The sequence below is a fragment of the Calothrix sp. 336/3 genome (assembly GCF_000734895.2).
In the GTDB taxonomy this organism is placed as follows: Bacteria; Cyanobacteriota; Cyanobacteriia; order Cyanobacteriales; family Nostocaceae; genus 336-3.
In genome coordinates, this window is sequence record NZ_CP011382.1 from 2,569,212 (window position 1) to 2,591,737 (window position 22,526).

21 protein-coding genes are annotated in these 22,526 nt (G+C 40.2%); 8 read left to right on the forward strand and 13 right to left on the reverse strand.

Annotated elements, in window-relative coordinates:
- Positions 1-52: 52 nt before the first annotated feature.
- A complete protein-coding gene (psb28, locus tag IJ00_RS10780; protein ID WP_238178494.1) occupies positions 53-412 on the forward strand; it encodes a photosystem II reaction center protein Psb28 in 360 nt (119 codons plus the stop codon).
- A 177-nt stretch (positions 413-589) separates the two neighbouring features.
- Here psb28 and IJ00_RS10785 read toward each other — a convergent pair whose 3' ends face one another.
- The 4 genes from IJ00_RS10785 to IJ00_RS10800 form a co-directional block, all read right to left on the reverse strand.
- Positions 590-2,152: an NAD(P)H-quinone oxidoreductase subunit N gene (locus IJ00_RS10785; RefSeq protein WP_035158873.1), complete on the reverse strand. Its 1,563-nt coding sequence runs from the start codon at positions 2,150-2,152 to the stop codon at positions 590-592.
- Between the two features lie 453 nt (positions 2,153-2,605).
- Complete coding sequence (locus tag IJ00_RS10790) at positions 2,606-2,923, reverse strand: RNA-binding protein RbpA (RefSeq protein ID WP_035152872.1); 318 nt, start codon at positions 2,921-2,923, stop codon at positions 2,606-2,608.
- Between the two features lie 223 nt (positions 2,924-3,146).
- Positions 3,147-3,704 (reverse strand): pentapeptide repeat-containing protein, encoded by a 558-nt coding sequence (locus tag IJ00_RS10795; RefSeq protein WP_035152874.1) that lies wholly within the window; start codon positions 3,702-3,704, stop codon positions 3,147-3,149.
- A 321-nt stretch (positions 3,705-4,025) separates the two neighbouring features.
- Positions 4,026-5,783 (reverse strand): serine/threonine-protein kinase, encoded by a 1,758-nt coding sequence (locus IJ00_RS10800; protein WP_035152876.1) that lies wholly within the window; start codon positions 5,781-5,783, stop codon positions 4,026-4,028.
- Positions 5,784-5,916: 133 nt separating this feature from the next.
- Here IJ00_RS10800 and IJ00_RS10805 point away from each other — a divergent pair, with 133 nt between their 5' ends.
- Together IJ00_RS10805 and IJ00_RS10810 are read left to right on the forward strand one after the other, a co-directional pair.
- Complete coding sequence (locus tag IJ00_RS10805; RefSeq protein ID WP_035152880.1) at positions 5,917-6,768, forward strand: FAD-binding domain-containing protein; 852 nt, start codon at positions 5,917-5,919, stop codon at positions 6,766-6,768.
- Positions 6,769-6,816: 48 nt separating this feature from the next.
- Entirely contained in the window at positions 6,817-7,236 is a 420-nt protein-coding gene (locus IJ00_RS10810; protein ID WP_035152883.1) for a DNA polymerase, read from the forward strand.
- 82 nt (positions 7,237-7,318) lie between these two features.
- Here IJ00_RS10810 and IJ00_RS10815 read toward each other — a convergent pair whose 3' ends face one another.
- Positions 7,319-9,766 (reverse strand): HEAT repeat domain-containing protein, encoded by a 2,448-nt coding sequence (locus tag IJ00_RS10815; RefSeq protein WP_238178495.1) that lies wholly within the window; start codon positions 9,764-9,766, stop codon positions 7,319-7,321.
- A gap of 99 nt (positions 9,767-9,865) precedes the next feature.
- Here IJ00_RS10815 and IJ00_RS28340 point away from each other — a divergent pair, with 99 nt between their 5' ends.
- The gene (locus tag IJ00_RS28340) at positions 9,866-10,078 is read left to right on the forward strand and encodes a hypothetical protein (RefSeq protein WP_035152885.1); all 213 of its coding nucleotides are present in this window, start codon (positions 9,866-9,868) and stop codon (positions 10,076-10,078) included.
- Between the two features lie 13 nt (positions 10,079-10,091).
- On the opposite strand, the gene IJ00_RS10820 is transcribed toward IJ00_RS28340, so the two are convergent.
- The 4 genes from IJ00_RS10820 to IJ00_RS10835 form a co-directional block, all read right to left on the reverse strand.
- Positions 10,092-10,976, reverse strand: a complete 885-nt coding sequence (locus tag IJ00_RS10820; protein ID WP_035152886.1) for a DNA adenine methylase — start codon at positions 10,974-10,976, stop codon at positions 10,092-10,094.
- A gap of 60 nt (positions 10,977-11,036) precedes the next feature.
- The gene (locus IJ00_RS10825; RefSeq protein WP_035152889.1) at positions 11,037-12,173 is read right to left on the reverse strand and encodes a hypothetical protein; all 1,137 of its coding nucleotides are present in this window, start codon (positions 12,171-12,173) and stop codon (positions 11,037-11,039) included.
- A 200-nt stretch (positions 12,174-12,373) separates the two neighbouring features.
- The gene (locus IJ00_RS10830) at positions 12,374-13,978 is read right to left on the reverse strand and encodes a peptide ligase PGM1-related protein (protein ID WP_035152892.1); all 1,605 of its coding nucleotides are present in this window, start codon (positions 13,976-13,978) and stop codon (positions 12,374-12,376) included.
- A gap of 144 nt (positions 13,979-14,122) precedes the next feature.
- Entirely contained in the window at positions 14,123-15,700 is a 1,578-nt protein-coding gene (locus IJ00_RS10835; protein WP_238178496.1) for a N,N-dimethylformamidase beta subunit family domain-containing protein, read from the reverse strand.
- 163 nt (positions 15,701-15,863) lie between these two features.
- Here IJ00_RS10835 and IJ00_RS10840 point away from each other — a divergent pair, with 163 nt between their 5' ends.
- A complete protein-coding gene (locus IJ00_RS10840) occupies positions 15,864-16,160 on the forward strand; it encodes a hypothetical protein (protein WP_035152894.1) in 297 nt (98 codons plus the stop codon).
- A 91-nt stretch (positions 16,161-16,251) separates the two neighbouring features.
- Here the strand turns inward: IJ00_RS10840 and IJ00_RS10845 are convergent, their stop codons facing one another.
- The 3 genes from IJ00_RS10845 to IJ00_RS10855 form a co-directional block, all read right to left on the reverse strand.
- Positions 16,252-16,596: an antibiotic biosynthesis monooxygenase gene (locus IJ00_RS10845; protein ID WP_035158879.1), complete on the reverse strand. Its 345-nt coding sequence runs from the start codon at positions 16,594-16,596 to the stop codon at positions 16,252-16,254.
- A gap of 58 nt (positions 16,597-16,654) precedes the next feature.
- Positions 16,655-17,026 carry a zinc ribbon domain-containing protein gene (locus IJ00_RS10850; RefSeq protein WP_035152897.1) on the reverse strand — a complete coding sequence of 124 codons (372 nt, stop codon included), beginning with the start codon at positions 17,024-17,026 and terminating at the stop codon, positions 16,655-16,657.
- Positions 17,027-17,175: 149 nt separating this feature from the next.
- Positions 17,176-17,793 (reverse strand): PleD family two-component system response regulator, encoded by a 618-nt coding sequence (locus tag IJ00_RS10855; RefSeq protein ID WP_035152899.1) that lies wholly within the window; start codon positions 17,791-17,793, stop codon positions 17,176-17,178.
- Between the two features lie 398 nt (positions 17,794-18,191).
- Here IJ00_RS10855 and lipA point away from each other — a divergent pair, with 398 nt between their 5' ends.
- Both lipA and psaX read left to right on the forward strand, forming a co-directional pair.
- Positions 18,192-19,067, forward strand: a complete 876-nt coding sequence (gene lipA / locus IJ00_RS10860; RefSeq protein WP_035152901.1) for a lipoyl synthase — start codon at positions 18,192-18,194, stop codon at positions 19,065-19,067.
- Positions 19,068-19,207: 140 nt separating this feature from the next.
- On the forward strand, positions 19,208-19,318 hold the full coding sequence (gene psaX, locus IJ00_RS10865) for a photosystem I protein PsaX (protein WP_035152905.1): 111 nt from the start codon (positions 19,208-19,210) through the stop codon (positions 19,316-19,318).
- A gap of 75 nt (positions 19,319-19,393) precedes the next feature.
- Here psaX and IJ00_RS10870 read toward each other — a convergent pair whose 3' ends face one another.
- Positions 19,394-20,260, reverse strand: a complete 867-nt coding sequence (locus tag IJ00_RS10870) for a branched-chain amino acid ABC transporter permease (RefSeq protein WP_035152908.1) — start codon at positions 20,258-20,260, stop codon at positions 19,394-19,396.
- A gap of 320 nt (positions 20,261-20,580) precedes the next feature.
- On the opposite strand from IJ00_RS10870, the gene hrmK reads away from it, so the two are divergent.
- Positions 20,581-22,383: a hybrid histidine kinase/response regulator HrmK gene (gene hrmK, locus IJ00_RS10875; protein WP_035152911.1), complete on the forward strand. Its 1,803-nt coding sequence runs from the start codon at positions 20,581-20,583 to the stop codon at positions 22,381-22,383.
- The last annotated feature ends 143 nt before the right edge of the window (positions 22,384-22,526 follow it).

Consider the following 22,526-nt stretch of genomic DNA (forward strand, 5'->3'; position numbering starts at 1 on the left):
TGTCTGACTCATCACAAATAACCAATAACCATTGACGATGGAGGAATTTACCATGTCTCCTTCAATTCAATTTTTTGCTGGTGTTTATGAAGAGTTGAGTGATGTCAGTTTGCGTCGGGAAACGCGCACTGGGATGCGTATTGTGGTGATGACTTTCAGTAAAATTAAGGCTTTAGATGGTATTAATAGTTTTACGAAAAAGTTTTTCAATTCCCTCGTTTTAACCGATGAGGAAGGGGAAATTAAGGTAATTCCTTCTTCTACCCAGTTTATTTTCGGTGGTGACGAAGGTGATGAATTAAAGAAGGTAGAGTGTAAATTTGCCGTTGAGCAAGATGATCACTGGGAAAGAATCATGAGATTTCTCCATCGCTATGCAGAAGCAAATGGTATGGGTTATCAGGAAAATTAAAGTAACCATACCCTTACAACATCAATGCAATAGTGACGCTGGATTGTTTTGGAATTTTGAATTCTGCATCACAGATACCAAAATAAAAAGGGACGCTGAGATAACGTCCCTCGTAAAAGTTATGGAAAGAAGTTTGTTCTTTCTGGAAATGTCTGATTTCCCAATTCAAATCCCTGGTCAAAAATTATCAGGCTGCTCAGTAGTCACGACACTAACTTGAGTTTTGTCAATAATTGTTGATTGCAGCATTTCGGTACGGGAAATCGAACTATTTGCCAAGGTAAACAAAGGATTCGATAAGATTCCGGCGATGGAAGTAGCAATTAGGGTGACAACTAGTCCTACTTGTAAAGGTCGGAAACCAGGTAAATTCCAATTGATTTCTGGGTAATTCTTCACAGCTTCGGACATTTCTTGGGGTTCTTTTACCACCATCATCTTGACTACACGAATGTAGTAGTAAATAGAGACAACGCTAGTAACTAACCCTAATAAAACTAAACCGTAAAGACCTGCTTGCCAACCAGCCCAGAAGAGGTAAATTTTCCCAAAGAAACCAGCTAGGGGAGGAATACCACCTAAAGATAGTAAAGAAAGACTTAAACCCAAGGTTAAGAGAGGGTCTTTCTGATATAAACCAGAATATTCCGCAATTTGGTCTGTACCTGTTCGCAGAGAGAAGAGGATTACACAGGTGAAACCACACAGGTTCATGAACAAATAAACCAACAGGTAAAATACCATGCTGGCGTATCCGGCTTGAGTACCTGCAATTAAGCCAATCATCACAAACCCTGCTTGGGCAATAGATGAGTAGGCAAGCATCCGTTTCATGCTGGTTTGTGCCAAGGCAACGACGTTACCCAGAATCATACTCAGCACTGCTAAGGCTGTGAAAACAAAGCGCCACTCATCAGCGACGAGGGGGAAGACTGTTGTCAGCAAACGAATAGCCAGGGCAAAACCTGCGGCTTTTGAACCCACAGACAAAAAGGCAATTACCGGAGTGGGAGCGCCTTCATAAACGTCTGGTGTCCATTGGTGGAAGGGAGCAGCCGAGATTTTAAAACCAATACCCGCAATCACGAAGACTAGAGCAATGACTAAACCTAGGGATTGACCGACCCCTGCATTGGCAATTCCATTGGCGATCGCGCTCAATTCTGTCTGACCACCGGATAAACCGTACAGTAAGGAAACACCATACAAAAAGACGGCGGTGCTAGAAGCCCCAATTAATAAGTATTTCAGAGCAGCTTCGTTTGACCGAGGGTCACGCTTGGTATAACCTGTCAGCAAATAAGAGGAGATACTCAGGGTTTCTAAGGAGATGAAAATCATCACCAATTCATTTGCCCCGCAGACAAACATCGCTCCTAGGGTTGCTGTCAGCAAAATCGCAATGAACTCTGCTAAAGCTGTACCACTTTGTTCGATGTAGCGGATAGACATGAGAATTGTCACCACCGCAGACAGAGCGACAATCCCCCGAAAAATCACACTTAAAGCATCGCTGTTAAATCCACCGCTAAATCCAATTGGATTGGTACTATCCCATTGAAAATAGAGAGCAGCTACGGCACTTAATAAGCCTGCGATCGCCAGATATCCAATCCAGCGTGCCGAAGTCCGCCCCAATATCAAATCCACAATCAAAACTCCCAGAAAGGTGATAATCACAATCCCTTCTGGCAGTATCGTTCCAGCATTCAACTGGGATGCAAGGTTAGCAAAATCCATTTTTCTGTATTGGTTTTGGCTATGAGACATCAAACCGACAGCGTTTGTCGATCCTCGGCGATTGGTTCTTGGTTCTTGGTCAACAGTTGTTTGCCAGCTACTCACCAATTACCGCTCACCACCATCTAGACCTAATAGATTTCACAATAGAAATCAAACGCTGTCACTGTGTTAATTCTATTGTTTTTTACTCAAGTTTCATAAACTTATCTGTATTCACCATAGCGGCTAAACCCTTTACCCTAGGCATTTTTCGCTATCATCACATAAATTTATGTTTCAAGTTAGGGATTACGATGGCAAATATCTACCCAAAAATAAACAGACCAGTTAACGTCTGGTCTGCTTGCTGATCAAAATGCTACTCAGGTCTGATATTGGTTTTGCTAAAAAACTTATACCACTAGGCAAAAGTTATTGAAATATGATTGACTATCAATAACTTAGAAGCTTTTAGTAGCGTCTTGAATATCCATCGCCGTTACTCTTGCCACCCCAGCTTCCACCACCAGAACGTCCACCTTTGTCCTCTTTTGGTCTTGCTTTGTTAACTTTCATTGCACGACCCATCCATTCTGCACCGTCTAGTGCATCTATGGCTGCATCTTCGGCAGCTTCGGTATCCATCTCTACGAAACCAAAACCTCGAGGACGACCAGTTTCCCGGTCTGTAGGTAATTGCACTCTTGTAACAGTGCCATACTCTGCAAATACCTTGCTGAGTTCTTCTTGGGTAACACTGTAGGATAGGTTCCCTACGTAAATTGACATGAAACTCTCCAGAATCCAATGATTGCGAGATGTTTATCGGTCAAGTCGCTTGTAAAATTATGTAAAAACAAGAACACCGAGTTTACTTCTCCACAACTATCTTAACACAACTTCCAGATTGACGAGGTTGAGTGATAAATCGTCTATGAGGAGGGTGAAACAGGTGATTCTTGTATATCATTTTTTACTCAGTATTCAATTTTTCTGACTCCATACTTCTACATTACTCGGTGTAACAAGTGGAACCAGACCTGCCACCGACTTTAAACTTGTTGCACTCTTTAGGGGCATTGCGCTCTAAAGACCACCAGTAGGGTTTATCAGATGTCACCACTCCATTTGGCATGGTAGTTAAACGAAAATGAGCCCCACGGTAATTGGGGAGTAATTCTGTAGCACCTTTGAGGTTTGCTGCCTCTAGATTTGCGCCGAGAAAGCCGGTATAGGATAATACTGCATTCTCCAGGGAAGCTGATTTTAAGTTAGCCCCGACTAGGGAGGTATTTTCTAAAATTGCACCGTTGAGAACTGCCATTTCCAGATTTGCACCTGTCAAGTCAGCATCTTTTAAGTTGACACCAGATAAATTAGCTCCTTTTAAATTAGCTTCCCGCATTTTGACCCCTCCGAGCTTGATTTGAGTCAAATCAGCGCCACTTAAATCACACCGATGGCAAATACCTGTGGTGCGTAATTGTTCTAAATCTTGCTGATTTACAGCCAAGGTTTGTTCTGCGAATCCTACACAAATCAATAAAGCAAGGCTAATCTTGAGTTTCATATTTCTTGACTAGAATATTACAAATCGAGAATTGATGTAAGTATATATTGCTATACTTACATATAGGACTGGTGAAACAAATGGTTGGTATCAAGGAAACGTAAAGAAACGATAAAACTAATGTAAATCCTAGTAATTTCACTAGTCAAAATCAAATACTGTGTTTACAATTGGGTCATCAAGATATATACCGAAACTCTATAGTCAGCTAAGTATTATTACCCCCTGGGCTAAATTCATAGTTCGGGGGGTAATGTTATGGGTGGGGAATGGGAAATAGAAGAGAATGACTGTTTTGATGTGTTTGTCTTTGTGGTAAATCTAACGCCATCCTAAAAGACGTAAAAAAGGCACAATTAGATAGTGACTCACTGCTAACCAAAAGCTGGTACACACACCCATAATCAGAAAAAAAGCGATTTTTGGTAATAACCCGTTAATTCCAACTTGATTGAGAAACTCAAATTCTCCCGGTTGTACTCCCAATCCTAAAAGTAGAGCCAAGGGCATGGCAGTACCAAAGGCAGTAACAATAGCGTAGACTATTTGATGGCTGCGTATGCCTAAGCCAAGAGTCATTAGGGAAACCCCAGTTAGTATTAAACAGACTAATCCTTCACTGTGATATTGAGGTGTAGCGATTTGGAGAATTATATAACCTAGGGTGTAGGCGATCGCCCCGATTCCTGAGGCAATGACTAACCTGCGTTTTTGCCCAAATCTGTTAGCGGTGGTGATTCCCCAAGCTGTACCCATTCCTGCACAAGCAAATAGTAAAATATTCGCCGCCGAGATGGAAGGATGATTTTCCAAAAGTCCAGGAAATTGGAAGGAAATAAAATTAGTAATTTGCTTATCTAAATTAGTTTGCCAAGACAGGAAAAAGCTCGTAACAATACCAACTAAAATCCCAATAATAGTTAAAGTACTTGTCCAAATTGTATCGAGACAAGCTTGAATAATTTTGAAAATTGTCTGAAAAAACAACCCCGTAGTTATACTGAAGGTTGTCACCACTTGTACAACAGAGCCATACAGAGGTTGGAAAAACTGGATAGGCAAACCAGAAGCAGCAACGGGGATTTTCTGAGTTGCAGTATTCCCAGGGGATTGTCCGAAATGAGATTTGGCAGATACTGGAGTATTAATATTGACTGAGGTAATTTGTGCCAACCGTTGCTGAATAATTGCCGTATTGGCGGGGCGCGATCGCGCATCGATTTGCATCATCTCATCTAGTAAATCGGCAAACTCTGGCTGAATTTGCACTAAGTGTCGCCATTTTAATTCCCCAGTTAATGGGTCTTCTAAATCTCCAGGATACTTACCTGTCAACAGTTCTAGCATTGTCCGCCCCAAGGCATAAAAATCGGCAACAGGTGTCACCCCCCCACCAATCACCTGTTCTGGAGGACTATAACCAGAGGAAAATAATTTCGTTGAGCGGGGAATATATCCCTGATTTTCTACCCCCACTTGCTTTGCTCCCCCGAAATCAATTAAGACTAATTGTTTACCTGAAGACTGGGGAGAATTACGCAACATTAAATTAGCTGGCTTGATGTCACGATGGATGATTTGCCGTTGGTGCAGGTGCTGAAGAATATCAATTAACTGCGAGAACCAATCTAAAACTAAATCCTCTGGACATCCTTGCAGATATTGTTGCTGTATCTCTTCCAAGGTTTGACCATGGATTTTCTCCATTACCAAGCAGTGTAATATTTTTTCGCCCTGGAGGTGCATCCAACGATGTTGAAAATATCCATCAACATCCACTCTGGGTACTCCCGGATGTCTGATACTCGATAAAAAACTTGCTTCTTGGGTAAATAACTCCAGTGCTTTGGGTGATTCTTCCACCAACACTTTCAGAACTTTTTCTGTTTGGCTACGCTGATCCCAAACGCTGTATATTTGAGCAAAACCCCCCTCACCCAAGCGTTGTACAGCTACGTAGCGATTAATTAACTGTAGGGGTGTACCACAGCTATGACAAAAATTGCCTCCCTCCGGTTGAGGATAGGGACGCAAACAATCTGGATTAATGCAGTGAATCGCACTGAGATTTGGAAACACGATCACTCACTCGCGGGGGTTTAGTAGATTGTACAACTTTCAGTCTGAGACGGGGAAAGCGTCAAAAGACGAAGGTGGTGGGAAAATCCTCATAATTAAAATTAGGATATATATCAGTAGACAACTGGAGAATATGACTGAAAATTTACGCCATAGTTTCGCTAACCGTGAAGAGTTAATCGCATATATCCGTGAACAATTCCCGGAAGCTGTCAAATTTGATCATCAAGTCAGTGAAACTTTAGGTGGACGCAAAAAGGCAGAATTATTATTACAAAAAGTTGAACCGCTAAAATATGCCAAAACCCGTAACTTTTTGGATGGTAGCGTCACCCGTCTTTCTCCTTACCTACGTCATGGAGTATTGAGTTTACGAGAAGTCCGTGATTATGTCCTCCAGAAAGTGAAAAATCCGGATGATGGGATGAAATTAATTAATGAATTTGCTTGGCGTGATTATTGGCAAAGACTATATGTCAAACTTGGTGATGGTATTTGGCAAGACCAAGAAGAATATAAAACAGGATTCGCTGCCAATCAATATGCTCTTGAGCTTCCCCAAGACATTCGAGAGGGGAAAACCGGAAGTTTTTGTATTGATAGCTTTGCTCAAGAATTAACAACAACAGGTTATTTACATAATCATCCCCGGATGTGGTTAGCTGCCTATATTATCCATTGGCGGCATATTCGCTGGCAATCGGGGGCAAAATGGTTTTTAGCACATCTTTTGGATGGCGATCCTGCTAGTAATAATATGTCCTGGCAATGGGTAGCTAGTACTTTTAGTCATAAGCCTTATTTTTTCAATCGGGAAAATTTGGAACGCTACACTGGGGGAATTTACTGTCAACAATGTCCTTTATCTGGTAAATGTGATTTTGAGGGTAGTTACGAAGAATTAGAGGCAAAGTTATTTCCCCAAGGAGAGTTTAGTAAACCAGCAAATAGTCAAAGTTGGCAGAAAGGTAAACGCAAGCGTTAATTCATTTATCAACTCCATTGCAGGGAATAATTTTCTAGGTTGAAAAGTATGAGTCAAGAAATTATTTGGGTTCATGGTGACTGTTTAAGTCCTCACAATCCGGCTTTTGAGGAATATCCTGATGCTCCGGCAATTTGGGTATGGGATGATGTCTTAATTCAAGAGTGGCAAATCGGTTTAAAGCGCCTAACATTTATGTATGAATGCTTATTAGAATTACCTGTGGTGATGCGTCGCGGTGATGTCACTGAAGAAATTATTGCCTTTGCGCAAGAAAATCAAGCCAAAAAGGTTATAACTATTGATAGTCCGAGTCCGCGTTTTGAGAAAATTTGTGATGGGATTGAGAAAAAACTGGACTTAGAAATTTTCGAGATGGAAGCGTTTTTTGACTATGATGGTTATATAGATTTGAAACGTTTTTCTCGCTATTGGAAAGTTGCAGAAAAGTATGTTTTTGGGACTTAAACATCGTCTATTTTGAGAACTTGGTAACTCCAGATATGGCTAACCTAGGTCGCTATGAGAAAGTTTTGATGATGGCAAAGGTTTAATTGATAATTTTGCTCAGACGTTGGGGAAGGAAATCTGTGTCTTGAGCTTGGGGGATTTGAGTCATATAGGATTCGCGTACTGCTAACAAAAATCCTTTGATACTATCTATTCCACCATTTTTGATGATGTCATCAACTTTGCGGAAAAATAGCGATCGCCACTTGCCATCATTGTCCCCACATTGCTCAACAATATATAAGGCTGCCAGATATTCGGCTAAGGGATCAAGGCAAAAACGGACTTGATCTTTGGCTGTACCGACTGTTTGTATTAGTTGTAGACGGTTTTCTAAATAATCTAGATAAACTTCTGGCTGAGTCAAATTCAGATTGCCCAGAGTCGTAATAATATTTTCTCGCTTCCCTGCTCCCGGCTGATAATTAGCTTGTACACATTCCCAAGCGGCAATTTTCCCTAGTTGGTGAATTGTTCTATCGTCTAATTTATCCTCGGTAATATCCCGATTCAGATCGTTAAGATAACCCAGCATCAAGCTAGGAATATTCTCCGGTAGCGGATTCCCTGATGTGCCAATATGGGAAATTAACTGTTCTGCGTAGAGTTTTGCTAAAAGTACAGTGATATCTCCCTGACCAATTATCGCCGACAAGCGGTTACAAGCATCGAAAAACTCTTGATCGGTAAATTTATCCCGCTTTCCACGTTGCGTTAAATAAGCTTCCATAAAGGATGAAAGTTTATTGGCTGCAATGCGTAGGGGTTTGATTGTAGTTTTATTTACCCGTGCTAATTTTTCTTCCAGACGAGAAGTGATGACTAAGCTATTGACGGGAAAATCTGGGGAATCAAGCTGAATCGTCTCCCTGGTACTAGCATTCAATTCTGAGAATCTATCAACAATCACTAAGATGCGCTTTTTCCGTAACAAGCGTATCAATAATTCCTCACAAATCGGTTCTGGTTCATCAATCAAAGCTTGTAATTGCCCACGAATTGCCGAAAGTAAGGCAGATTTCCCATCCACCGGGCGAAAATTCTCTTCTAGTAATACAGGTAGTATGGGATGTTTACCCAAACGTTTATCTTTGGCGATCGCCCACCCAGCTAATTGACACGCGAGACTAGTTTTACCAATACCCCCTTCCCCAGAAATCACGATACAACTACGCTGTTTTTCAAAGCTAGGGCAGAGAGCTTCCGGGGTTAATTGGGGAATAGTATTACCGTCAAGAATTACCGGAATGGGAATATAAGTACGCCCAGAGCTGTCTAATCCACCCAAGGGGCGATCGCTCACCGTCTCTTTCTTGGGAAACTGCTCCCGCACCGATGGCATATACTTACTCACCCACCCATCTAACACCCTGGGATGATAGTGAAAAAACCCGACAAACAGCACATACCGCAGTGGTACATTAATACTAACTAAGGGCAGAGAAAAATCTGTATAGGGTTTGAGAGCATTATTAATTTGCAATATCCACAACGGTGCTACCCACAGCAACAGCAAACACAACAACGGTAGCAAGGTGACATACAACGTCACTCCTAAAATCACCTTGTGCTGGATAACCCATTCCTGTGCTACCGCAAACAATCGCGTCTCTTTCTCCGTTTTCAAAGCTTCCAGAGGGCGACGAATTTTCACCGTATCCAACTCACTAAACTTATCCTGGTGTGTCTCCAGAATTTTCAAAACCTGCTCAAAACTACATATCACCTTGGTTAACTTACCACTAGGCAAATTATCCGCCACATCCTGATATGCACCAATAATGCCACTTAAACCCTTCACCACCCCATAACGGACATAATATTCCTCGTCATCCAACAAAGGAATCAAATCTTTCACCGCAGAATTCGCTTCCACCCCCATCGCGCCCAGTGCCAAGGCGGCATTTTTTCGCACCCTGGGGTTCTTATCTTTCAGTGCATTTACTAGGGAAGGAACCGCAACCTTTGCCTCCCCACCCAAACGCTTCAAAGCTGCTGCCGCATAGATACGCACGAATTCTTCCCTATCCTGGAGGGCAGCCATAAGAGCCGGTACCGCCGATTTCGCTGGCTTGCCAATATCCCCCAAGGCTAAAGCCGCATACATCCGCACCTGGGCATCGGTATCCTGTAATGCCTCAATTAATGCACCCACAGCCGCCGATGCTTCCGTAGGAATATCACCCAACACCCAAGCAGCTCGCCACCGCAGGTTACTATCCTCACTTTTCAGGGCAGCGATCAAGGCTGGAACTCCTGCGGAACCCACGCTTACCAGGGCATCATGGGCTTCTAAACGAATTCGCGCATCCCTATCCACTAATTTCTCAATAATTGGGGTAATTTTGCCATCATCCCCCATCTGTGCCCAAGAATTACCTGTCCACAACAAGAACAGCATCAGGCACAATACAGTTAATTTCAGGGTTTTGCTTTGGGAATCGGTGCTAATCACCCGATTTACATCTCCAGTTACAGGAAACTTCACTTATTTTACTCCGGCAGACCACAGATAGAGCATTGCTACCGGATGTCAACCCTGTAAATACGTATAATAATTAACAGTATCTTCAAGTCCATACTTGTAATGAATGCAACCCCTGAACCCGATTTTCAGAAATATTTTGCATCCATCAGCCAGCAATATAAATGCTGGTGGAATTTTTACATCTTGACGGATACTCTGGATAAAAAATCTCAAGGTGAGACTGGTTTTTCACACTCTCCCTTTGATTTTGGCTTGATGGTAGAAAAAATTGTACCTAGGCGATCGCCAAGCTCAAAAGCTACAAGAAACTGAATTGTAATTATTCTCAATAAAATTCAAGACTTAATTGTAATGCTGCTTGTCGGGTTTCATCCCCATCCGCGTTTATCTTGAAATTATCTCTAATTTCATAATTACTAATGAATAACTCCTTTCCCTTAGCAGCATTACCTTGTTTGTAATTATTCATCCCATACTGTAATTGCCACTCTCTGATATTTGCTGATGGAAAATTGTCTCGAATGTAAGGGGAATCATCATAGGTAATTAACCATTTGTGTTGACAGTCTTGTAATAAGGAAGCAAACTGATGATGATTAAAACAGGTGTGTAAATCACCATTTTTACCGTATAATTTTGATTTAGTGGCAGTAAAATAAGGAGGGTCTAAAAATATAAATACATTCTTACCTTGTGTCTGTAATAATTGGCTGTAATCTAAATTTGTAATTTTGATATCTGCCGTTAAGATTGTTTCTAGTTTTTCTAATCTATCTATAGATGAATAGGTAAATCGTTTATGAAAAGCTTGCTCGGAAAAACCACCAGATTCGACTGTTCCTGAAAAAGTAATTCTATTGAGTATAAAAAAACGAACTGCCCTATCAAAATCAGATATTTTATCTACATCTGTATGGATTAATTCCTCAAATAATAATTTACCATTTTTATATGTGCCTTTAATCTTGCGAATTTCTCCTACTAGTTGAGATAAATGAGATTGAGAATACTTCCAAAACAAAAATAATTCTTGATTTAAATCATTAATCCAAATTTTAGTATGGGGAAACTTTTGTTTCACATATATAAACACCGAACCCCCACCAACAAAAGGTTCTCTAAACTCCGAATACTCATCTGGTATATATTGGGCTATTTGACTGATAGCTTTTGATTTACCACCTGGATAACGCAGTGGGCTTTTTATCATCGCAACTTCTAAAATAATGTTTCTTTGAGATAATTAATAAATTATATACCAAGGTTTAATTTAATTATTACTTGCTATCTCTATCTTTATTTTTTTATTATATTTAGCTTCTAAAAATAATTTTCTAATTATACCTATTTGATTTTTATTAAATACCTTTGAGTTAATCATAAAAAAAGATTCCATATCTGACAATGAAGCTTCTGGAAATATAATATAGTCTATTACATTTTTACCTGTTAATTTTAACTTCGTTGTAAAAGATACTGATTCTCCATTAATATTGAGTGAGTCAATATTGGAAAATAAGATTAACTTAAACAACCCATCTTGAATATCAGATAACTTTGGCAAGGATTCTTTTGAAGTATTTTTTGATTCTTGTATAATATATATATTATTCTCATGAAATATTTCATCTGGTGTTAAATAGTAAACTCCTCCTAGATAATTCTCAATACAGAAAGTTGCTTTTAATCCATCAACCAAATATTCTAGCTTATGAGATGTCAAAGATTCCCTTTTGCTAGCACTTTGAGAACCTTTAAGGGAAATATTTTTGAACTCTTCAAATTCTTCAATAATTTTTTGTAAATAACTATCCATTCCTTGTCGAGAATGAACTGATATACCAGTGGTTTGAGAAATTGAATCATAGCAATCGAGAGCTTTTTGTAAAATTGCTGTAAATCTTTCTTCAAAGAGATTTTTATTCCAATGAAGCGCGCTTTGGCGATATGCCAAAATTTCATCAATTTGAGATTTTACAAATTCGCTACTAAATTTTTGATTACCTAGCTTTTGCTTATTTAATTGCCCCTTTTTCTTACTTTTATCAGCCGTATCGTAATACGCAAGCACTATATAAATATTGAGTAAATTCATCCAAGAAATGGTTGAATATTGAATTCTGTCTCTATCACCATCACTTCCTTCATCTTTAAGGACTGGAATAATTGTTATAATCTTAGAAGAATTATATGTATTATAAATTCTCGCAAAGGGATAACTTCTAGTTCGTTTTGGTGATACCCATTGTGAATAAGCTATTTCAGTATTAGAAGATTTAATTAATCCAAATGTATTAGCTTCATTTACATCAAAATTATCTAAGTAAATTTCCTTTAATTCCTGAGTTAGGAATGTCCTGTAACTCACTCCCTTGATAAATCCTGTAAAGTGTAGAACTTCTGTCATTGTGTCAAATATATTTTTTTGCGATAATTAATTTAAATAACTATATTTATTTTCTAAAAAAGAATATCTTAACTAATTGCACATTTATCGCTAGCAAAATTCATATTTTTTAATGTTTATAGGGAAGATTACAATACAAAATAATAGTTTTTAAGTATCATTATGATTTTATTTATAACTTCCCTATACAAGATATTAACCTAACAGCTAAAACCATCCCAATTCATCGGAAAAGTATTATTAGAAAACCAGGAGAAATCATGGGCTTTGTTACTCGTCTCCTCATCTAATACCTTAACAACTTTATTGTAAATATCCTCTGCTTGTTGGGGAGAGTCTCCAATACTTGTTAGCCCTAATTTGCCGAATTGCGATAGACAACCCATGAGATGAAATACTGTCCCGGTTTCGGTTCCTGTGTCAAAATGTAAACGATGGTGGGCGATAATATCCATCAAATCATTGGGTAATAATCCTCGATAGCGGTCTTTTTGGAGGTTATCCGTGGCAATATAATATTTGGCTCGCCCTTGTTGGGAATAAAATAAGCCTGTAGAGAGGTCATAGCGACCATTAGTTAATAGTTTTAGGGTCATAAACGGATGGGTTGTTCCTCCTTTGCGGAGGTTGATTTCAATTGCTTGAATATCCCATTTCCCATCGGCATTTTTTACTGTGATGAAATCGACTCCAAAACGTTCTAATGCTCCTTTCTCTGCTAATTTTCTTCCGACTTGTAATCCCATTTGTTGTAATTGTAAACGGTAGGATTCATCGGCAGGAAAGCGACAACCGAGGTAAATTTGACCATCGGGACCACCTAAAATTTGGTCATGGGTGGAGAGGATTTCGACTTCTCCAAGGGGGGTAATTCTTCCTTGAACACTAGGGGAATATTTAATTTCTCCCTCAACAAATGCTTCTACGATCGCCCCTAATTCCGGGATACGTCCAGAAAAGTTTGCCCAGGTTTCTTGGGATGCTTGAAAACGCATTGTCGCAAAGCGATCGCCAATTACCGCGACTCTCTGTTCATGGGTTGCCTTGGAGGGTGCATACTGACTAATGGGTCTAAAATCAAACAAGGCATTACCTTCTCCGGAAATTCCCTCATTCAGCTTGACTACACACCTTTGTAAGCTTGGTTGTCGTTCCCAGAGTTCCGCAGTCGCTTCCGCTAAATCTGTAGCATTCCATACTCGCTCGCTGCCGTCGGGGTGGGGAACACCACTCTCAGCAAAAATCTGTCTACTCCCGCTCTTGGTTCCCCATATCTGCAAATTCGGGTCTGCTGCATAGAGGGGTACACCTAATCTCACAGATAACTCTGATTCTAGGAAAGTCGAATTGTAACAGACCATGAAGGACTTATCTAGGCGTAACGCTTGCCGAATCCGATTCAGTAACCGAGGACGTTCAAGAATTTTTTGACTCAGGGGTTTGAGGGATGCATCGTAGGTGGAAAGCAACAGCAAGCGGTTACGCGCATGGGAAAAGGGTATTCCTGGAAGTAATTGTAAGTAATAATCAATAATACTAGGGTGTAGGGGTACAGATGTGACGTAAATTAAACGATTACGGGGGTTCCACAGGCGAATTAAAGCAAAGAGTAATCTTTCTTCATAATGTTCGCAACCTTCTACCTTTGCCATTTCCCGTTGGTCGATACTCAGGGAGGGAATGACTAAAATATCGACATCACTATCCTCTGAACCTTCGATACTTTGCCAGCGATCGCGCAATGCTAACTGTAGCTGCTGAAATTGACTAACCTCTTCTAGGATAGAACTTTCTATAGTTGCCATCATCCCACCTCCCCTATCTTGGTAACTTTCCCTTGTTATTTATAAACCAATTGTCTTGTGAGCAAGTCAATTTTTAAAGAATATCAATATATGATCTATCTCCATCTCTGTTCCCTTCACAAAAAACTCGAGAGGAGAGTCTTGTTATGAAACCTGATTTATCATTTTCCGTAAAATATTATGTGTAATCATTTGAGCATCACGATTGACTAAATGAGGTCTTAATTGAGGAGCATTATAATCATCTAAACCCCAGCTCCACTGCATGGAACCTGTTGCAAAGACAGTACTACCACTATTTGTAGTATAGGCAGTCATATCTGCATATTTTTTCCCTTTACCATGGGGATAGGGAGAGCGAGCAATGAGGATAGTATTTTCCGGTGCATTGCCAAACATCTTATCTACTTCATAGCCTAAAAGTCCTAGTAAATGGATTTCCCGATGTTTTGATTTTTGAAATGGCAAAATTGCAGTTTGATTGTTGTTTTCTACCAATTTGGTGCCAGCAATAAACCAATCTGGGGCAGCATCACTGATGATAATATCAGAGTTAACTTGGAAAGTTTCATACATCACACCAATTAACGCATCTTCTGGTAAGCTCACAGGTTTTCTGCGCCAAATTGTGGTGACTAAATAATCATTATTGGGGTCATCATCCCGACTGTAGGGGTCTAAAGCGGAGTTTTCTTTATAAGCAACAATAGTCCGATTTATTTCTTTGGTAAGATTACTTGGTTCAAAACGAATTTGCCAATAACAAGTATTTGCAGAAAAGAAACCTAAGCTGACACCCTGATTTTTGGCTGCTTCAATATTCTGCCGCATTTGCCATGACCAATATTCATCATGACCAACGGAAAGGAATGCTTTATGGAGTAATAGCATCGGTTTACCGCTATTGGTATCAATGGGGTTTTCATGGGTATCTATATCTGTGCAGTAGGTGACATCATAACCTTCCCGTTCTAGCCATCGCACCATGTTATATTCCCAACCTGCACTGGATGTGCGTCTTTTTGGTTGGAAATTGGTTAAGAATTCCCCCGCACCAACTCCATAACTTGCTGCTCGATTGGGACTTGCTGCATAGGGACGATTAAAGGATACTTTGTAGGCTTGTTTTCCCTGACTATTCCAACGATAGAGAGACATTGCACCCCAATTATTATATGCCTGAAAGGTGGTGACGCTGGATTGAAAGAGAATATCTGAAGGTTGGCGATCGCTACGCACAACAAAAATAATATAACTTTGTTTGCCACTTGTGGCTGCTGTAAGTTTGGCTAAATAAATACCACTTGTCCATTGAATAGACTTGTCTAAATTATCGGAAATTTTTAAAGTGTATGGATCTTGCCAATCGCATTCAATTAAACCGCTAGCATTATCAATTTTTGGCAAGGGTTGTTTAATTCCAGTACGATTAATTGTAGGTATAACTTTTCTACCTCCTAAACCTCCATACCAACCCATACGGAAAACTTCGATGGTGTATGTGGGTGCTTTAGTATTGACAAATAGCTGAATTTCATCGCCAAGATTCACACTAGTTAGGGATGCATAACCTTCGATTTCTCGATTTGTGGCAGGATTACTCAGTTGCCAGTCTTTTGTTCCAGGTTTGGCATTTTCGAGAATGATAGGATTTGTGGCTGAGGTATGTTTGGAAATAATTAATTCAATTGCTTGGTTGGGAGTGGAAAAAATGAGAATCACGATCAGACATAGGAAAAAACCAAACAATAGCATTTTCCTACGATGTCTCAATTGTTTAGCAAATAACATTGCACCCATAGGTGTATTGTATAAAAAAGAGTTTTGAGGTGATGGTAGCTACAAAATTAAATATGACCTATAACTGACTGGAAATAATATTAAAATGAGAGCAAGAATTGAAAATGATGTTTTATTTTTGCATCACGAGGACTTACCAGAATATAAAAAAGGTGGTTCAGTAGTTAGGAATTCCTTCTTTTGGGCTTTAAAATCCATTGCTGGCAAGGCTTCCCGTTATCATGATTGGGAATATGAAGAGGAAGTATGGTTTGCTTTGGGGCGAATGTTGATGTCTTTTTCTGAGTCAGGTTATCTCGGTTATAGAGAGACTATTTTGGAATTTCCTCCATCTCAAGAAAGAATTCCTCTGTTATTACGTGATGTCTCGACTTGGGAATAGGGAATAGGAAATTGGTAATTGGTAATTGGTAATTGGGATTGACAGTTAGCAGAAAAATCTTCCCGTTCCCTGTTCCTGATTTCCTGTGCTTTTAGACAGTTGCCAGGTGTGGTAAGTCTTGGGGTTGCAGTTCACATACGACCTCTGGGAAAAAGATAGTGGGTTTGGTGGCAAATAAAGGCATCATTTTCTCGATAATTTTATCGTATGCTGCGCTGTGGTTGGCATCCATATCTTCTCTGCTTTCCCAAAAAATCACAGCGATCGCCTTATCTGTTCCTGGTTCTTGTAGGAGGTACGCTCCTTTAAAACCTGTGGTATAGGTAGCAACTGCTTGCTCATAGAGACGTTTTGCTTCTGCAAATTTTCCCGGTTTAAATTCAGCGATCGCCACGTAGGCAAACTGATGTCTGAGAAAATCTTGAAAATCCATCATGATTTTCGCCTCACAAACTTTCTGTAATTTCATTCTCGCAATAACCGAGCGATCGCCATCATCTCCGTAACAAAACTATGAGTAGACATACAAATAGTAAAGTCACAATTAACAAAAATGATTGGTTGCGGTTTACCCAATTTTTTAGCTTGCTAGCAAAACTATTGTTCAATTGCTGTTGCTGTAACTCTAATTGGGATTCTGCCTCATTCTGATACAAAATACATTCCTTAGCCAAAGGACGTTGGGGAAAGTTGCAACTATCATCTTTTTCGTAAGTACAACTCGAACACAGATAGTCATCTCCCGTAGCACGATGTAGAGGAATACCGGGATGACCGTAAGCTTTCAGAGTATAGCCACAATGGGGACAATTAATTGCTTGCGGGTTAATCGGTTGGTGACAACGAGGACAAGATGCAGTATCCACAAAAAAAGCAATTAAGAAACTTTTCTAATTCTAACTTAACTAGCTTTCTAGGGACATAAAGCTGCGAAAAACAAAGAAATTCAGAGCAAAAGAGCCTGCGTCTGCAAGCTCTATCATTTCCAACCATGAATACACAGTTTTATGAGGTTTTACTTAACTTTTTGTTTGATGAAGGTGACAATTTGCGATAGTTGCTTTTTCAGACCATCAATTTCTGCTTGCATTTTGGCTATCTTGTCATTCAAAGCTTCTATTTCGGCAGAAGAAGCAGCAGCAGTATTCATTGCTACTGGAGTCACAACATGACCATTAGTGCTGTGAACACCATTCGTACCATTACCATTATCCTCTGCCACCGCTACGGGTTGAGGTGTAGATTCGGGACGAGGTAATTTTGCTTTTGCCATCGCTGACTTAATGGCACTAATCAGCTGTTTTTGGTCAAAGGGTTTGCCGAGAAAGTCAAAATATTCAAAGGGTTCGGGAAGTTTTTCTGTCACCTCTTCTTTTCTACCGGACATGATTACTAGGGGAATCTTCCGTAGCTCTGGTTGAGATTGAATTTGTTGGTAAACTTCCCAACCGCTAAGTTTCGGTAGAAGGAAATCCAGCATAATTAGGCTAAATTTCTCTTGGCGAATTAAATTCATGCCTTCGAGTCCGTCCTTAGCTTCGACTACCTCGAAGTTTCCAGGAGGTAACATTTCCCGCACTTTTACCCTGACAACCGTAGTGTCATCAATAACTAGAATTTTGTTGTTTGCCACGACTTTTTGCTCTAACAGAAATATGGGGTTCAGATAGTGTTTTCACCGACTAGGGCTATTTAAGTTCTCCCACTATATCCAACATTTCTGTTAATTGGGGGATAGTATTTTCCGGTATAAACAACAAATATTCAAGTATTTTACCTAACTTACGTAGTTGATAGGAATCAGGGGAAAGGGGGAAAGAGGGAAGGGTAAAATTTAGATATAGTGGTTTTCCAGGCTATAGCGTTTCCCAATCAGATGAAATACAACCCCACCCGCCCTATCGGGCACCCTCCCCGATTTCGGGGAGGGCTGGGGAGAGGTTCTTCCATACCTCACTAGAATGAGAAACGCTATAACTATCTGGCAAACGCTAGAAATTCCCAATCTTTAATCCCCAATCCTAAACTTGTATGACTTCTTCTGCGGTGAATGAACTTCAGTCTGAAATTCTCGCTATGCCAGACTGGTTGCGTCGTCCGATTGGTAAGGCAAGCGAACTGTCAACGGTGCAAAAAATCATTAAGCACAGACAAATACATACTATCTGTGAAGAAGGACGTTGCCCCAATCGAGGAGAATGTTATGCCCAGAAAACAGCAACTTTTTTATTGATGGGACCAACTTGTACACGTTCTTGCGCTTTTTGTCAAGTAGATAAGGGTCATTCACCCATGCCCCTCGACCCGGAAGAACCGCAAAAAGTGGCGGAGGCGGTGCAAATTTTAGGATTACGCTATGTGGTTTTAACTTCTGTAGCGCGTGATGATTTGGCAGATCAGGGGGCTGGGTGGTTTGTCAAAACCATGGACGCGATTCGTGAGCTTAACCCGGAAACCCAAATTGAGGTGTTAACACCAGATTTTTACGCCGATGCAAACCGGATTCGGGTAATTGTGGAGGCAAAACCTGCTTGTTACAACCATAATATTGAGACGGTACGGCGGCTAACTCCTCCAGTGCGTCGGGGGGCAAAGTACGATCGCTCCCTAGAAGTTTTAAGAATTGTGAAAAATTTTGCTCCCCATCTACCCACGAAATCAGGTTTAATGTTGGGGCATGGGGAAACGATGGCTGAAATTATGGAAACGATGACAGATTTGCGCTCTGTGGACTGCGATCGCCTCACCATCGGACAATATATGCGCCCTTCCTTGGAACACTTGCCAGTACGTAAATATTGGACACCAGAAGAATTTGCCGAGTTGGGGGCGATCGCCGAAAAAATGGGCTTTACTCACGTTCGTTCTGCTCCTCTAGTACGCAGTTCTTACCATGCAGGGGAGTAAAAAGCAAGAGATTAGACAGCTTTCGTACCCATTTCCTATTCCCTTTCGTTACCAAAATATAATATTTTTAACGATTTTGACGTATTGGGGCTGGTGTTTGGTATTTCTAAAGAAGTCCTTAAGTTAGGAGTTCATCAATAATGGCTAAAAATAAAGCCGCATTTCCCTATCCTTTCCGTACAAGTTGGGCTTTGCTACTTTTAGCTGTCAACTTCCTTGTAGCTGCCTATTATTTCCATATCATCGAATAATTCGCCATATATAAGGAACGAATTAGAAGGTAGAAGGTATGGGGAAAAATCCTCGCACTTTCTACCTTTCTGTGATCACATCGTCCCCTTGAATAAACCTTTTGGACGAACCAACAACACCAAAATCATCATCAGTAGTGCCACACCTTGCTTGTACTGGGCACCTAGCCAAATAGTACTAACTTCTTGGGTAATACCAATAATAAAAGCTCCCGCGATCGCCCCATAGGGATTACCAATCCCACCTAAAATTACGGAAGCAAATAAAGGTAAAATTAAAAACCATCCCATATTCGGACGTATTCCGACAGTCAAGCCATACATACTGCCACCTAGGGATGTCATGACCCCGGTAATTATCCAAGTCCACATCACAACTTGGTTAACATTAATACCAGAAACCTTAGCTAAATCTAAATCATCCGCAACAGCACGCATCGCTTTACCGATTTTTGTGTTTTGTAACAGATAATGTAGTGCCAAAATCGCCACCACCGCTAAGACAAAAACAATCATTTGGTATTGAGATAGCTTGACACCAAAAATATCCTGAGCTTGACTCACTGGTAAATTGTAACTTTTGTTACTACCTCCCCAGAGAAAAATAATCCCATTCCGCAGAAATAGTGCCAAGCCGATAGAAATAATAATATATGTAGTGGAATTAGCACGAATTGCCCGCATTCTTGACCAGAGGACAGTTTCTGCAAGTAGCATGAAGAACATAGTTCCCACTGCTGCGATCGCCATCGATAGCCAGATATTGACGTTAAAAGAGTTGATTAACAGCGTCAAATAAGCACCGAGGGTTAAGAAATCTCCGTGGGCAAAATTAGATAACCGCAGAATTCCATAGGTTAGGGTTAATCCAACTGCGGCAAGGGCGATAATACTCCCTACCACAATTCCATTGACAACTAATTGAGCAAATTGTGCATCCATGTTTCAAGTTAATTTTCCGCTTTTCGCTTAATCGTCAATGGTGAATAGTCATTAGTCAATAGTTAGTGACTGATTTTTACCCCTTGAACCTCAATTCAGTGGACTATTCACCGATCAGCGTATATCTTGGACTTGGAAGTTATTAACGTGAAAAGTTACTTACCTATGCCAAAGTGCCATTTATTTCATGCTTTTATGCGATTATGGTGTTAAATGCTGCCACTTTTAGTTTATAAATATATAAGACAAAGTGCGTTAATATACATAAGAACTATTATTTTTTGTGCGGAATCAAACTTGTTTCAACGGTCTAGTTGACCATGCAGCAGTATTCAAGCTTACCAGAACAGAACTCACTAGTAGACGTAATGCCAAATTTGACTACAGTTCAGCAACTTCGGGCTGAGTTGTGGCTGGAACGCAGCTTGAACCAGTTGCACATCTGTCTTCAGGATTATTTAGTTGCTATTGTCACTAGCCAATCTTCAGTGGCTGAAGCCGAGTGTGATATTTTTCAAACAGTGGCACATCAGCTACGTCATACTTTAGATACTAGTGGCTTGGCGATCGCTCTCATACAAGCTTCTGGAATATGTCTAGTTCGCTACATTTCTAGTGAGGATACTACTGAAAGCGCGATTCCATCCATCCATATCAAATGCAAAAAGGGGAAGCAACAGTCAATTAGCTTACACGAATCCCTTGATATTGAAGATATCGAATATTTACAAAAGCAAGTTAATCCCCAAGCGTGGCAGTTTATTGATGAGACAGCCAATATTCAAGGTTGGATAATTACCGCACCATCTTTATCATCGGGTGATACAGCTACAGAAGCATCACCGAAATTACCAACCCCATTCATCCAAGAATTTATTTCCCGCGTTAGTAAAGTTTGTGGTGGAAGTCTCAGACAGTTACGACAAATATTTTCTTTAGAAGAAAACTGTCAAAATCTCCATAATTTTAATCAACAACTAGAACGCACCAACCAACTGAAAAATCAGTTTTTGGCAAATACCAGTCACGAAATTCGTACTCCCCTCAGTTCTATTATTGGATTCACTCACCTACTCCTAGCTCAGGGGTATGATCCAGAGCGAGAACGTCATCGGGAATATTTGAATATTATTCAATCTAGCGGCAATCATCTTTTAGCATTGATTAATGATATTCTCGACCTATCGAAGATTGAAGCGAATCAATTAGAAGTGCAGTGGGAAACCGTCGAAGTTCCTCTGTTATGTCGAAATACTTTAGCCCTAGTTAAGGAAAAAGCGGCGAACAAGGGTTTAAAAATATCTTTAGATTTAGAACCACAAGTTACGAATTTCATTGCCGATCCCCTGCGATTGAAGCAGATGTTGTTGAATTTACTATTTAATGCTTTAAAGTTCACCAACCAAGGCAGAGTTGGGTTAGAGGTTAAAACCCATGGTTCTTTTATTTATTTTACAGTCTGGGATACAGGAGCAGGGATTCCCCCAGAACATCAAGCTGAATTATTTCAACCCTATTTCCAAATCGTTAATTCTGCAACCAGTCGGGAAGAGGGAACTGGTTTAGGATTAGCGGTGACACGGAAACTTGCAGAATTGCATGGTGGTTGGATTAAGGTAGAGTCTGAGTTGAATCAAGGTTCTCGTTTTACTATTGGATTACCTCTGAATCCTGTGGATGAGGTTGGAGATACTTGGGAAGTGAGCGAGATTGGAGAAACTGTAAATGTCAATTCTCCTATATCGATTCCTCAATCCCTGGAAATTTTGCTTGTCGAAGATGATGAGCAAAACGCTCAAATGATGCAAACCTATCTACAAAGGGTAGGATACCCCATCAAGTGGGTGAAAAATGTTGAGCAAATGTGGCAAGTACTATCAGAACAAACACCTAATGTGATTTTATTGGATGTACGATTACCCGATGCAGATGGTTTGGAGATAGTTAAAGAATTAAGGCAAAACCCCCGTTGGCAGAATGTTACTATTGTTGCTCAAACAGCTATGGCAATGAAAGGCGATCGCGAAGTTTGTTTAGCCGCAGGGGTGGATGATTATATTTCCAAACCAATTAATTTACCAAATTTAGCTGCTTTGCTTGGTAAGTATTGTCAGAATAGGTAATAAGTGATGAGTAATGAGTAATGAGTTATGAGTAAATACTAGGTGCTTGGAATGGAAGGTTTGAACGCACCAGAGATTTAACTCAATCCCCAGTGGTTTGTCCGATTGATTTTGATAGTTTACTGTAGTATTGACATCCCTTC

What these genes read in the sequence shown, in the direction of transcription:
- IJ00_RS10810 (WP_035152883.1), top strand. Translation starts at nt 6,817, where the DNA reads ATGAGTCAAGAAATTATTTGGGTTCATGGTGACTGTTTAAGTCCTCAC.
- lipA (WP_035152901.1), top strand. Translation starts at nt 18,192, where the DNA reads ATGACTTCTTCTGCGGTGAATGAACTTCAGTCTGAAATTCTCGCTATG.
- IJ00_RS10805 (WP_035152880.1), top strand. Translation starts at nt 5,917, where the DNA reads ATGACTGAAAATTTACGCCATAGTTTCGCTAACCGTGAAGAGTTAATC.
- IJ00_RS10825 (WP_035152889.1), bottom strand. Translation starts at nt 12,173, where the DNA reads ATGACAGAAGTTCTACACTTTACAGGATTTATCAAGGGAGTGAGTTAC.
- psb28 (WP_238178494.1), top strand. Translation starts at nt 53, where the DNA reads ATGTCTCCTTCAATTCAATTTTTTGCTGGTGTTTATGAAGAGTTGAGT.
- IJ00_RS10840 (WP_035152894.1), top strand. Translation starts at nt 15,864, where the DNA reads ATGAGAGCAAGAATTGAAAATGATGTTTTATTTTTGCATCACGAGGAC.
- IJ00_RS10790 (WP_035152872.1), bottom strand. Translation starts at nt 2,923, where the DNA reads ATGTCAATTTACGTAGGGAACCTATCCTACAGTGTTACCCAAGAAGAA.
- IJ00_RS10845 (WP_035158879.1), bottom strand. Translation starts at nt 16,596, where the DNA reads ATGATGGATTTTCAAGATTTTCTCAGACATCAGTTTGCCTACGTGGCG.
- IJ00_RS28340 (WP_035152885.1), top strand. Translation starts at nt 9,866, where the DNA reads ATGAATGCAACCCCTGAACCCGATTTTCAGAAATATTTTGCATCCATC.
- IJ00_RS10870 (WP_035152908.1), bottom strand. Translation starts at nt 20,260, where the DNA reads ATGGATGCACAATTTGCTCAATTAGTTGTCAATGGAATTGTGGTAGGG.
- psaX (WP_035152905.1), top strand. Translation starts at nt 19,208, where the DNA reads ATGGCTAAAAATAAAGCCGCATTTCCCTATCCTTTCCGTACAAGTTGG.
- hrmK (WP_035152911.1), top strand. Translation starts at nt 20,581, where the DNA reads ATGCAGCAGTATTCAAGCTTACCAGAACAGAACTCACTAGTAGACGTA.
- IJ00_RS10785 (WP_035158873.1), bottom strand. Translation starts at nt 2,152, where the DNA reads ATGGATTTTGCTAACCTTGCATCCCAGTTGAATGCTGGAACGATACTG.
- IJ00_RS10830 (WP_035152892.1), bottom strand. Translation starts at nt 13,978, where the DNA reads ATGGCAACTATAGAAAGTTCTATCCTAGAAGAGGTTAGTCAATTTCAG.
- IJ00_RS10820 (WP_035152886.1), bottom strand. Translation starts at nt 10,976, where the DNA reads ATGATAAAAAGCCCACTGCGTTATCCAGGTGGTAAATCAAAAGCTATC.
- IJ00_RS10795 (WP_035152874.1), bottom strand. Translation starts at nt 3,704, where the DNA reads ATGAAACTCAAGATTAGCCTTGCTTTATTGATTTGTGTAGGATTCGCA.